Source organism: Mycobacterium sp. NGS50 (assembly GCF_059812545.1).
Window position 1 is genome coordinate 79,760 of record NZ_JCALCW010000003.1, and the last position, 12,443, is coordinate 92,202.

General features: G+C 66.4%; 12 protein-coding genes. 11 read left to right on the forward strand and 1 reads right to left on the reverse strand.

The window, feature by feature from the left end:
* Positions 1–32 precede the first annotated feature (32 nt).
* Entirely contained in the window at positions 33–1,151 is a 1,119-nt protein-coding gene (locus AC5Y36_RS03405; RefSeq protein ID WP_500039440.1) for an alkaline phosphatase family protein, read from the reverse strand.
* Positions 1,152–1,203: 52 nt separating this feature from the next.
* On the opposite strand from AC5Y36_RS03405, the gene AC5Y36_RS03410 reads away from it, so the two are divergent.
* From AC5Y36_RS03410 to AC5Y36_RS03460, 11 genes are all read left to right on the forward strand, one after another.
* Positions 1,204–1,428 carry a type II toxin-antitoxin system CcdA family antitoxin gene (locus tag AC5Y36_RS03410; RefSeq protein ID WP_500039441.1) on the forward strand — a complete coding sequence of 75 codons (225 nt, stop codon included), beginning with the start codon at positions 1,204–1,206 and terminating at the stop codon, positions 1,426–1,428.
* The gene (locus tag AC5Y36_RS03415) at positions 1,425–1,835 is read left to right on the forward strand and encodes a type II toxin-antitoxin system VapC family toxin (RefSeq protein ID WP_500039442.1); all 411 of its coding nucleotides are present in this window, start codon (positions 1,425–1,427) and stop codon (positions 1,833–1,835) included. Before AC5Y36_RS03410 ends, AC5Y36_RS03415 begins: the two co-directional genes overlap by 4 nt.
* 37 nt (positions 1,836–1,872) lie before the next feature.
* On the forward strand, positions 1,873–3,399 hold the full coding sequence (locus tag AC5Y36_RS03420; protein WP_500039443.1) for an acyl-CoA synthetase: 1,527 nt from the start codon (positions 1,873–1,875) through the stop codon (positions 3,397–3,399).
* A 143-nt stretch (positions 3,400–3,542) separates the two neighbouring features.
* Positions 3,543–4,337, forward strand: coding sequence for an enoyl-CoA hydratase-related protein (locus tag AC5Y36_RS03425; protein WP_500039444.1), 795 nt, complete (start codon positions 3,543–3,545; stop codon positions 4,335–4,337).
* A 15-nt stretch (positions 4,338–4,352) separates the two neighbouring features.
* Positions 4,353–5,084, forward strand: coding sequence for an SDR family NAD(P)-dependent oxidoreductase (locus AC5Y36_RS03430; RefSeq protein WP_500039445.1), 732 nt, complete (start codon positions 4,353–4,355; stop codon positions 5,082–5,084).
* 14 nt (positions 5,085–5,098) lie between these two features.
* Positions 5,099–6,271, forward strand: a complete 1,173-nt coding sequence (locus AC5Y36_RS03435; RefSeq protein ID WP_500039565.1) for an acyl-CoA dehydrogenase — start codon at positions 5,099–5,101, stop codon at positions 6,269–6,271.
* A gap of 15 nt (positions 6,272–6,286) precedes the next feature.
* On the forward strand, positions 6,287–7,429 hold the full coding sequence (locus tag AC5Y36_RS03440) for an acyl-CoA dehydrogenase family protein (RefSeq protein ID WP_500039446.1): 1,143 nt from the start codon (positions 6,287–6,289) through the stop codon (positions 7,427–7,429).
* Entirely contained in the window at positions 7,429–8,091 is a 663-nt protein-coding gene (locus AC5Y36_RS03445; RefSeq protein WP_500039447.1) for a TetR/AcrR family transcriptional regulator, read from the forward strand. Before AC5Y36_RS03440 ends, AC5Y36_RS03445 begins: the two co-directional genes overlap by 1 nt.
* A gap of 84 nt (positions 8,092–8,175) precedes the next feature.
* Positions 8,176–8,604, forward strand: coding sequence for an MmpS family transport accessory protein (locus AC5Y36_RS03450; protein ID WP_500039448.1), 429 nt, complete (start codon positions 8,176–8,178; stop codon positions 8,602–8,604).
* Positions 8,601–11,492, forward strand: coding sequence for an MMPL/RND family transporter (locus AC5Y36_RS03455; protein WP_500039449.1), 2,892 nt, complete (start codon positions 8,601–8,603; stop codon positions 11,490–11,492). Before AC5Y36_RS03450 ends, AC5Y36_RS03455 begins: the two co-directional genes overlap by 4 nt.
* A gap of 49 nt (positions 11,493–11,541) precedes the next feature.
* Positions 11,542–12,399, forward strand: a complete 858-nt coding sequence (locus tag AC5Y36_RS03460) for an SDR family oxidoreductase (RefSeq protein WP_500039450.1) — start codon at positions 11,542–11,544, stop codon at positions 12,397–12,399.
* Positions 12,400–12,443: the final 44 nt, after the last annotated feature.

Genomic DNA, 12,443 nt, shown 5'->3' on the forward strand with positions numbered 1-12,443 from the left:
AACTGCGAGTGGACTGCGCCATAGGTGCAGAGTCAACGGAATATCAGCAGCGGAATGTCCACCTCGGCGAGGGTCGCCCCGCCGTGCATCCCGATCAGCGTCGCCACTTCGGGCGGCTCGTGGGCGGTGGCCAACACCGCCGTGTCGGCGGTGCAGGTGACGACGACATCGCCGATGCGGGCTAGGTGCTCGGGGCGCACCGGCCCGAATAGGCCCGCGGCCACCGCGTCGTCGCGACCGCGGACCTCGGCCCGACCGGCCAGGATCTCGGTCCAGGCCGCCAACACGTCGGGGCCCGCGCCGGGTTCGGTGTGCAGGTAGCGAACGCGCGGTTCGCCGGCCACCACCCGTATCCCGGCGGCCAGCCGCGGGTCGGCGTCGAGGTCGATGCGGGCCCCAGTATCGAAGGCGGGAACGTTCAGGCCGCCGTGGTCGGCGGTGACCAGTAGTGCCGCGTCGGCCGGCAAGGTCTCCACCAGTCGGGTCAGCAGCGCATCGACCCGCGCGGCGGCGGTATGCCATCGCGGCGACCCGATACCGAACAGGTGCGCGGCGTGGTCCAGCGCGGCGGTGTAGCCGTAGATCAGCCCGGGCGCCGCGGCCACCTCGTCGCACAGGGCCTGGGTGTAGTCCTCGCCCTTGGCGACGGCCCGGAATTGTGCGCCGCGGTAGGCGGATTCGGTCAGGCCGCTGCCGACGAACGGCGCCGGCAGCACCGCGCGAGCACTGATCCCGGCCCGGCGCAGCCGCTCAAACCAGGTCGGCACCGGCTGCCAGGCAGCCGGGTCCGGGTCGCCGCCCCACACGATGTGCGTCAGCACCCGCTCGGTGCCCGGGATGTTGAGCGTGAAACCCAGCACGCCGTGCTCGCCCGGCTGCACCCCGGTGCCCAGCGACACCAGGCTGGTCGGCGTCGTCGACGGGAACGTGCACGTCAGCTGGTCCAGCCGCCCGGCACCGCCGGCCAGCACCGACGCCAATAATGGTGCGTCCCCGGCCAATTCGGGCAGCAGGTGGCTGCCCATCCCGTCGACCAGCAGCAGCACGACCCGGCGCACTTCGCCGAGGTTCAGTCCGAGCCTGTCGACTGCGTCCGGTGCACCCAGCGCAGCGGCCGCCGCCGGCAAGATGTCGCAGATCGTTCCGGGCACCCGTCCAGCCTGTCACCTGCAACCTCCGACCACAGGTGTGTATAGTGTGTGTATGGCTCGGCTCAACGTGTACGTCCCAGATGAGCTTGCCGACCGTGCCCGCTCGCTGGATGTCAATGTTTCCTCGGTGGTACAGGCAGCGCTCGCGGACGAGCTTGACCGCCGAGCGACGAATGCGTGGCTGGAAACCCTTCCCCCGCCGCGCGCCCGCAGATCACACGACGCCGCGATCGAGGCGCTCGACGAAGCGCGCGCCGAATTCGGTGAATTTGCGTGAGTGCACCGCAGCCCTCCGCCGAGCATGTCGTCATCGACACGTCCGCGCTGGTGGAGTTACTCGGCGATTTCACCTATGCGCCGGCCGTCCGGCAACGCCTCCGCGACACCCGCATGCACGCCCCCGCCCACCTCGACGCCGAGGTCCTGTCGGCATTGGGCCGGCTCAACCGCGCGGGCACGATCCAAGCCACCGATGTCGAGGCTGGACTCCACCTGCTAACTCATCTGCCCGTGCAGCGCCACGATATCCACGCACTGGTGCTCGGCGCGTGGGCGCGGCGCGCCGATATCCGTCTTCTCGACGCGCTCTACGTCGAGTTGGCAAGTCAACTGCGGGTGCCGCTGCTCACCGTTGATCGTCGGCTCGCGCGGGTCTGTGGCATCGCTGAAGACATCACCGTCTAAACGCCAACGGCTAGCCACTTACAGGCAGGATGAGGCCATGACCATTCAGCCCCCAATGGACCTCGGTTCCTGGATCGCCCGGCGGGCCGCCGCCACTCCTCATCTACCGGCGATCACGTTCGACGGCGACACCTGGACTTACCGCGATTTCGCCGACCGGATCGACCGGCTGGCGGCGGAACTGGCGGCCGGCGGCGCCACCCGCGGCGACCGGGTCGGTTATCTGGGGCTCAACCACCCCGACTTCCTGGTCACCTTGTTCGCCGCCGCCCGGATCGGGGCGTCGTTCGTGCCGTTGAACTGGCGACTCACCGCCGGCGAACTCGAGTACATCCTGTCCGACGCCGGGGTGCACACCCTGGTCGCCGACGCCGAACGTGCCGCGGTGGTCGAACCGGTGCGCGCCCAGACAGCCCTGCAGCGCAGCCTCGCGCTGACCCCGGTTCCCGGGTGGGAGACGCTGCCGGATCTGCTGGCACGGCGTGCGCCGCTGACCGACCCGGTGTATCCCGGACCCGAGGAGGTCGCGGTGATCATGTACACCTCCGGCACCACCGGACGGCCCAAGGGAGCGATGCTCACCCACGCCAACCTGTTCTGGAACAACGTCAACGCCATGCTGTCGTTCGACACCAGCCAGCACGACGTGTCGCTGGTGTGCGCGCCGCTGTTCCACATCGGCGGGCTGAACGTGACGACGTTGGTCACGTTGCAGAAAGGCGGACACATCGTGTTGATGCCGACCTTCGATCCCGGTGCGGCGCTGAGCCTGATCACCGAACATCGCATCACCACCATGTTCGGTGTGCCGGCCATGTTCTTGTTCATGAGCCAGCTGCCGCAGTTCGCCGACGCCGACCTGTCCAGCGTGCGGTCGTTCATCTGCGGCGGCGCCCCGGTCCCCGAGGCGCTGATCTCGATCTACGGGGCGCGCGGCATCCCGTTCGCGCAGGGCTACGGCCTGACCGAAACCGCCCCGCTGGCCCTGGTGCTGCGCACCGACGAGGTGGCGGTGAAGATCGGTGCGGCCGGCCATCAGGTGCTGCCGCTGTCGGATGTTCGGCTGGTCGACCTCGACAACCACCCGGTGCCCACCGGTGACCGCGGGGAAATCTGTGTGCGCGGACCGCAGGTGATGGCCGGCTACTGGGGCAACCCGCAGGCCACCGCCGCGGTCATCGACGACCAGGGCTGGTTTCACACCGGCGATATCGGGCGGGCCGACGAGGACGGCTACGTCTGGGTGATCGACCGGGTCAAGGACATGGTGATCTCCGGTGGCGAGAACGTCTACCCGGCCGAGGTCGAGGATGTGCTCTATCACCATCCCGCGGTGGCCGAGGTCGCCGTGCTGGGCACTCCGGACGAGCGGTGGGGAGAAGCGGTGACCGCGGTGGTGGTGCTGCGCCCCGATGCCGCGCTCACGCTGGAGGAATTGCGGTCATTCGCCCGCGACAAGCTCGCCGGATACAAGATCCCGTTGCGACTCGAGTTCGTCGACGCGCTGCCCCGCACCCAGTCCGGCAAAGTCGTGAAATACCAGCTGCGCGAACAGCTCACGTAACCTCGCCGAGCAGTCGCAAAAGTGCCCCAATCCGGCGGCAAAAGGGCACCTTTGCGTCTGCTCGCGCTGGGGGTCTTGACCTTCCGGCTGAAATGAATGTACGTTCACATCCAGTGAATATCCATTCACCACCAAGGAGCGCCATGGTCGACTACGCCGACATCACCTACGAGATCGACGGTCCCGCCGCGGTCATCACCATCAACCGGCCGCACCGCTACAACGCGTTCACCGCCACCACGGTCGAGGAACTCACCAAGGCGTTTCGCGCCGCCTGGGCCGACACCGCGGTGTCGGTGATCATCCTGACCGGCGCCGGCGACAAGGCGTTCTGCACCGGCGGCGACGTCAAACAGCGCGCCGAGACCGGCGACTACGGTCCCAGCGAGAGCGGCATGTTCGAGATCGGCTATCTGCACAAGCTGATCCGCGACGTCCCCAAGCCGGTGATCGCGGCGGTCAACGGGGTCGCGGTCGGCGGCGGACACGTCCTGCACGTGCTGTGCGATCTGAGCATCGCCGCCGACACCGCCACCTTCGGGCAGGCCGGACCCCGGGTCGGTTCGTTCGACGCCGGCTTCGGGTCCGCCTACCTGGCCAGGGTGGTCGGCGAGAAACGGGCCCGGGAGATCTGGTACCTATGCCGCCGCTACGACGCCGCCACCGCCGAACGGTGGGGCCTGGTCAACTACGTGGTTCCCGCCGATCAGCTGATGGCCGAGGCCAAGGCGCTCGCCGCCGAGATGGCCGAGAAGAGCCCGACCGCGCTGCGCTTCCTCAAACAGTCGTTCAACGCCGACACCGATCACCAAGCCGGACTGAGCAATATGGCGATGTCGGCGCTGGAGATCTTCGTCGACACCGACGAAGCCAGGGAAGGGGCCGCGGCATTCGCCGAGAAACGGCCCGCCGATTTCGCCCGCTACGTCACGGCCTGACCGGGAGGCGCACCGATGAGCAAGCTGGTACTGGTGACCGGTGCCGGATCGGGTATCGGCAAGGCGATCGCGCTGGGTTTCGCTGCCCGGGGTGATCACGTGGTCGCCGCCGACCTCGACGAAGCCGCCGCGCAGGCAACCGCCACCGAGCTCCCGGAGCGGATCACCGCGCTGCCGGTCGACATCGCCGACCGCGCGGCGGTGGACACCCTGCGCGACCGGGTGCGCGCCGAGGTGGGGGTGCCCACCGTGCTGGTCAATGCCGCCGGGTGGGACCGCACCGACCAATTCCTCAATGCCACCACGGAGTTCGCCGAAAAGGTGGTGGCCATCAACTACCTGGGCCCGGTGCACATGTGCAGCGCGTTCCTGCCCGGGATGATCGAGGCCGGCGGTGCCGGACGAGTGATCAACGTGGCCAGCGACGCCGGCCGGGTGGGCAGCGCGGGCGAGACGATCTACGCCGGGGCCAAGGGCGGCGTGATCGCACTGACCAAGTCACTGGCCCGCGAGATGGCCCGGCATGCGATCACCATCAATTGCGTGTGCCCCGGACCGACCGACACCCCGCTGTTCGCCGCCCAGCCCGAAAAGCTGAAAGAGGCTCTGGTCAAAGCGATCCCGTTTCGCCGGCTGGCCCGGCCCGACGAAGTGGCCGCTCCGGTGCTGTTCTTCGCCTCGGATGCGGCGTCGTTCATCACCGGGCAGGTGATCAGCGTCAGCGGCGGCCTTACGATGGCCGGATGACCAGGGAACCCATCATGACCGACTTCGACCCGCAGGATCCGCTGAGTCTGGACGCATCGCTATCCGACGACGAGATCGCGGTACGCGACACGGTGCGCGCGTTCTGCGCCGAACACGTCACCCCGTACGTCGCCGACTGGTTTGAGGCCGGCGACCTGCCGGTGGCCCGCGAGTTGGCCAAGCAATTCGGCGAGCTGGGCCTGCTCGGCATGCACCTGCACGGCTACGGTTGCGGCGGCGCCTCGGCGGTGCACTACGGGTTGGCGTGCCTGGAACTGGAGGCCGCCGACTCCGGCATCCGGTCACTGGTCTCGGTGCAGGGTTCGCTGGCGATGTTCTCGATCTACAACAACGGGTCCGAGGAACAGAAGCAGCGGTGGCTGCCGCCGATGGCCTCCGGTGAGCTGATCGGCTGCTTCGGGCTGACCGAACCCGATGTCGGGTCAGATCCGTCGGCCATGCAAACCCGTGCCCGACGCGACGGATCCGACTGGATTCTGGATGGCCGCAAGATGTGGATCACCAACGGCTCCATCGCCGACGTCGCGGTCGTGTGGGCACGCACCGATGACGGCATCCGCGGATTCATCGTCCCCACCGACACCCCCGGCTTCTCCGCGCACACCATCCACCACAAGCTGTCGCTGCGCGCCTCGATCACCAGCGAACTCGTGCTCGACGAGGTACGGCTGCCGGCCGAAGCCGCGCTGCCGCACGCGCGCGGCGTCAAGGGGGCACTGGCCAGCCTGTCCGAAGCCCGCTACGGCATCATCTGGGGGGCGATGGGCGCCGCCCGGTCCGCCTGGCAGTCCGCCCTGACCTACGCCGGTCAACGCACCCAGTTCGGTCAGCCGATCGCCGGCTTCCAGCTGACTCAGGCCAAACTCGTCGACATGGCCGTCGAACTGCACAAGGGCCAGCTGCTGTCGCTGCAGCTCGGCCGGCTGAAGGACAGCGTCGGGCTGCACCCCGAACAGGTCAGCTTCGGCAAGCTGAACAACACTCGCGAGGCGCTGAAGATCTGCCGGACCGCACGAACGATACTGGGCGGCAACGGGATATCTCTTGAATACCCGGTGATCCGCCACATGGTCAACCTCGAGTCAGTGCTGACCTACGAGGGCACGCCCGAGATGCATCAGTTGATTCTCGGTCAGGCATTCACCGGGCTGGGCGCTTTCCGCTGACCAGGAGTAATCGCCATGGCATTGAGCTACACCCCTGAGCATCACCAATTCCGGGAACTGGTCCGCGATTTCGTACAGCGCACCGTCGTTCCGGCCCATGAGGCCTGGGAGCACACCGGCTGCTGGGACCGATCGTTGTTCACCGAGGCCGGACGGCTGGGCCTGTTGGGCTTTCCGGTATCCGAGGACCTCGGTGGCCCAGACGTCCATGACTTCCGCTATCACGCGATCGTGATCAGCGAGCTGCAACGCGTCGGGGCGGCCGCCGAGGCCATCGCCTTCTCGCTGCAAAACGACGTCGTACTGCCGTATCTGACCGATCTGACCACCGCCGAGCAGAAACGGCGCTGGCTACCCGGCGTGGTGACCGGCGAGACGGTGCTGGGCATCGCGATGACCGAGCCCGGCACCGGCAGCGACCTGGCCGGGATCCGCACCACCGCGCATCGAGACGGCGATCACTACGTCGTCAACGGCGCGAAAACCTTTATCTCCAACGGTCAGAACGGCGACCTGTTCGTCATCGCGGTACGCACCGCACCCGATCGACACCACGGCCTCTCCCTGTTGGTCGTCGACCCGAACACGGCGGGATTCGCCCGAGGCCGCAACCTGGAGAAGATCGGCCTGCATGCCCAGGACACCAGCGAGCTGACCTTCACCGAGATGCGGGTGCCGGTGGACAACCTGCTCGGCGAGGAGGGCCAGGGCTTTTTCCAGCTGGTGCGCAACCTTCCGCAGGAACGGCTCTCGCTGGGCGTGGGCGCGGTGGCCGCGGCCGACGGCGTCCTCGCCGAAACCCTGGACTACGTCCGGCAGCGCCAGGCGTTCGGATCGCCGATATCGGCTTTCCAGAACACCCAATTCGTGCTCGCCGAGGTCGCCACCGAACTCGACATCGCGCGCACCTATCTCGATGACTGCATCGCTGAACACCTCGAGGGCACGCTGAGCGCGGCACGGGCGGCGAAGCTGAAATGGTGGACGACCGACCTGCAGATGCGCACCGCGGACCGTTGCCTGCAGCTGTACGGCGGCTACGGCTACATGCGCGAGTACCCGGTATCGCGGGCCTTCGTCGACGCCCGCATCCAGACCATCTACGGCGGAACCAACGAGATCATGAAGACGATCGTCGCCAAAGACCTGGGTATCTGATGGCCGGGGACTACGCCGATCTGCCTGTCGAAGACGCCGTGCGCGCCGCGCGGGCCAGTTCACGACGTCGCCAACTGCTCGACGCCGCCGTCACCGTCATGAGCAAAACCGGGTTTCACCAGATGTCCATGCAGGACCTGGCCACCGAGGCCAACGTCAGCGTGGGGCTGATCTACAAGTACTTCGGCGGCAAGGAAGACCTCCTGCTGGCAACTATCGTGCGGATCCTCGACGCGTTCCGCGACCAGCTGGCACCGGTCATGGCGGCCGCCGGCGACGACGTCGTCGCGCAACTGGCCGCCGGGATCCGCCGCTACATCGAGATCGTGGACGAGAACCTGGATGCGGTGGTGCTGACCTACCGGGAAAGCCGCACCCTGGACGCGGCCGGACGCGCCCGGATCAAAGACCTGGAGATCGCGACGGCGGCACCGCTGCGCGCGGCCATCGAAACCGGGGTCGCCGAGGGCACTTTCACCGCCGTGGACGTCGACTTGGTGGTTTTCGACATCATGCTGCTCGCCCACGGCTGGGCACTCAAGCACTGGCACTTCGGGCCGATCTACCGCCTGGACGACTACATCAGACTGCAGACCCGTTACCTGCTCACCTCGCTGCTCCCGGTTGGGTGTGGCGGCGAGCACGCCCAGCTGCTCGGATGACCGGCTTCACATATCGCTCTAATGTGCGGTAACGTCAGCAAAAGCTTAGCTAAACGAAGCTTATTAGGTGCGGATCGAGGTGCAGTGACCAAGCTGTTCAACCGAGTGTGGATCCCGCTGATCTTCATCATCGTGCTGTCGATCTCCGCCGTCGTCGTGTCGCGGCTGCACGGGATCTTCGCCTCCGAGGACCCCAACGCGCGCGCCGGGCAGGGAATCGAGATCGTGCAGTTCAATCCGAAGGTCGTCACCTATGAGGTGTTCGGCCCGGCCGGGACCACGGTGAACCTCAACTACTGGGACGCCGAGGCCAATACCCACCAGATCAACGGTGCCGTACTGCCGTGGTCGCTGACCCTGAGCACCATCCTGCCTTCGGTGGCCGCCAACATCGTGGTGCAGGGCGACAGCGATCAGATCGGATGCCGCATCTCGATCGACGACAGGATTCGCGACGAACGCCATGCCGATGGAACCAACGCCCAGACCTACTGCTTAGTGAAGTCAGGATGACGCAGCCCAGCACCGATCAACGCAACAAACGACCGCTCCTGGCGCACATCCTGCGCTGGTTCGCGGTGCCGATCATCATCGCCTGGGTAGCGCTGACGGTCATCGTCAACGTCGCCGTCCCCCAACTGGAGGTCGTCGGCGAGTTGCATTCGGCGCCAATGGCTCCCGAAGAAGCACCGTCGATGACGGCAATGGCCCGGATGGGCAAGAACTTCAAGGAATTCGATTCCAACAGCATGGTGATGATCGTGCTGGAGGGCCAGGACAAGCTCGGCGACTCCGCGCACCGGTACTACGACGGGCTGATCGAGGAGCTCAGCAAGGATCACGAACACGTCCAGCACATGCAGGACTTCTGGGGTGAGCGGCTCACCGCGGCGGGGGTGCAGAGCAGCGACGCGAAGGCCGCCTACGTGCAGTTGAACCTTGCCGGTCAGCAGGGCACCACCCTGGCCAATGAATCCGTCGAAGCGGTCCGCAAGGTCATCGACGATTCGCATCCCCCGGAGGGGGTGCGGGCCTACGTCGCCGGCGGGGCGGCGCTCACCGACGACATGCACGTCATCGGCAACAACAGCCTGGCGACGATCACGTCGCTGACCCTGGTCGCGATCTTCGTGATGCTGCTGGTGGTCTACCGGTCGCTGGTCACCACGCTGGTCCAGATGTTCGTCACGCTGCTGGATCTGGCCGTGGCCCGTGGTGTGATCGCCGTCCTGGGCTATCACGACGTGATGCGGCTGACCACGTTCGCCACCAACATTCTGACGATGCTGGCGATCGCCGCCGGTACCGATTACGGCATCTTCCTGATCGGCCGCTACCAGGAGGCGCGTGCTGCCGGTCAGGACCGGGTCAGCGCCTACTACACCACGGTGCGCAGCGTGACCCCGGTGGTGCTGGGGTCAGGGCTGACCATCGCCGGCGCCAACTACTGCCTGAGCTTCACCCGACTCCCCTACTTCAAGACCATGGGTATTCCGGTCTCGATCGGCATGCTGGTTGTGGTCGCCGCCGCACTGACCCTGGGTCCGGCGGTGTTGACCGTGTGCAGCCGCTTCGGCCTGTTGGAGCCCAAAGGCGTTGGCCGCAGCAAGCTGTGGCATCGCGTCGGCACCGCTGTGGTGCGCTGGCCGGCGCCGATCATGGTCGCCAGCGGCTTCCTGGTGATGATCGGACTGGTGATGCTGCCCGGATCCAAGCCGGGCTACAACGACCAGTACTACCTGCCGGACGACGCCAAGGTGAACGTCGCATACGCCGCCGCGACCCGGCACTTCTCCCAGGCCCGGATGAACCCCGACCTGTTGATGGTGGAATCCGACCACGATATGCGCAACACCGCCGACATGCTGGTGCTGGACCGCGTCGCCAAAAACATCATGCGGGTCAACGGGATCGCGATGATTCAGAGCATCACCCGACCGTTGGGGATCCCGATCCAACACAGCTCGATACCGTTCGTGAACAGCATGCAGAGCCAGCTCACCATCCAGAACATGGACTTCCTGCGCGAACGCATGAACGACATGGTCAAGATGGCCGACCAGCAGCAGATCACGATCGACTACATGGAACACATGCTGGACATCACCCAACGGTTGTCCAACACCACCCACACGTTGGCCGGTGTCACCGACGAGATGGTGGTGGTGACCGACAATCTGCGCGACCACATGGCCGACTTCGACGACCAGTGGCGACCGATGCGCAACTACTTCTACTGGGAGCCGCACTGTTTCGACATCCCGATGTGCTGGTCATTCCGGGGCCTGTTCGGTGCGTTGGACGGCATCGACCAGGTCGACGAAAAGCTCGCCAAGATGTCGAGCACCACCCACGACATGGACGCCCTACAACAGGAAATGGTGACGATCCTGCCGCCGGCCATCGCCAGCGCGAAGATCACCAAAGGCCTGACGCTGACCATGCACAGCACGATGCTGGCGATGCTCGACCAGATGGACACGATGAGCAACACGTCCATCGTGATGGGCCAGAGCTTCGACGACTCCAAGAACGACGACCTGTTCTATCTGCCCCCGGAGGCCTTCGACAACCCGGACTTTCAGATCGGGCTGCGCCAGTTCATGTCCCCGGACGGCAAATCGGCGCGCTTCTTCATCACTCATGAGGGCGACCCGGCCAGCCTGGAGGGCATCTCGCACGTCGAACCGACACGCACCGCGGCCCAGCAGGCCCTGAAGATGTCGTCGCTGTCGGACGCCAAGATCTTCCTCGGCGGCCAGGCGGCCACCTACAAAGACATGCGCGACGGCGCCCGCTACGACCTGATGATCGCCGTGGTGGCCTCGCTGACGCTGATCTTCTTGATCATGATGCTGCTCACCCGAAGCCTGGTGGCCGCCCTGGTGATCGTATTCACCGCCTCCAGCTCGATCGCCGCATCGCTGGGGATCTCGGTGCTGATCTGGCAGGACATCTTCCATATGCCCATCCACTGGGTCACCCAGGTGCTGGCGATCATCGTGCTGCTGGCGGTGGGTTCGGACTACAACCTGCTGCTGGTCTCCCGGTTCACCGAGGAAACCCACGCCGGACTCAAGACCGGCTATCTGAGGGCCATCGGCGGCTCGGGCGGGGTGGTGACAGCCGCCGGCATGGTGTTCGCGGCGACCATGGCCGCCATGCTCGGCAGCGAGCTGACCGTGCTGGGGCAGTTCGGTTCCACCGTCGCCATCGGCCTGCTGCTCGACACCTGGGTGGTGCGTTCGTTCTTCATGCCGTCGATCGCGGTGTTGCTGGGCCGCTGGTTCTGGTGGCCGCGGGTGGTGCACCCACGCGGTGACTACGCCAACCGGACGTTCAGCTCGCCGCCGCCGTCGGCGGAGGACACCGACCGGTTCGCCGCGCAGTCGCCGTCCTGACCGGCATCAGCATTCCCAGCAAAACTTGACACGTGTAAAGTTCGTCCGCATGGACAACATCACCGGTAAGACCGTGGCCATCACCGGTGCCGCCCGCGGTATCGGGCTGGCCACCGCCAAAGCTCTACTGGCCCGCGGCGCCAGGGTGGTGATCGGAGACCGTGACCTCGACGTCCTGGAGAAGACGATCGCCGACATCAGCGGCCTGGGCCCGGTCTCGGGTCACCCGCTGGACGTCACCGACCGGGAGTCGTTCGCCGCTTTTCTGGACAAGGCGCGCGCCGACGGCGGCGGGCACATCGACGTGCTGATCAACAATGCCGGGGTGATGCCGGTCGGGCCGTTCCTGGAGCAGAGCCAGGCGGCGATCCGCTCGGCGATCGAGGTGAATTTCTACGGTGTGCTCAACGGCTGCCAATTGGTGTTGCCCGAGATGGTCCAGCGTCGCGGCGGCCACATCATCAACATCGCCTCGCTGTCGGGGCTGATCCCGGTGCCCGGACAGGTGGTCTATGTGGGCGCCAAGTTCGCGGTCGTCGGGCTGTCGACCGCGCTGGCCGATGAGTTCGCCCCGCACGGCGTCGAGGTCAGCGTGGTGATGCCGCCGTTCACCAACACCGAGCTGATCTCGGGCACCAAGACCACCGCGGCCAGCAAGCCGGTGGAGCCCGAGGACATCGCCGCGGCCGTCGTCAAGGTGCTCAACAAACCCAAGACGCATGTGTCGATCCCGACACCGCTCCGCTTCACCGCCGCCGCGGCCTCGATGCTGGGACCACGTGGCCGGCGCTGGCTGAACAAGCGGTTGGGCCTGGACCGCATCTTCCTCGACTTCGACACCAGCGCCCGCAAGGCCTACGAGGATCGGGCCCAGCACGCGCAGGGCGTCATCGAGCACCGGGACTGACCGCCCGCCGCCGAAAGCCCCGCTTGAACGTCGCAAGCCGCCTA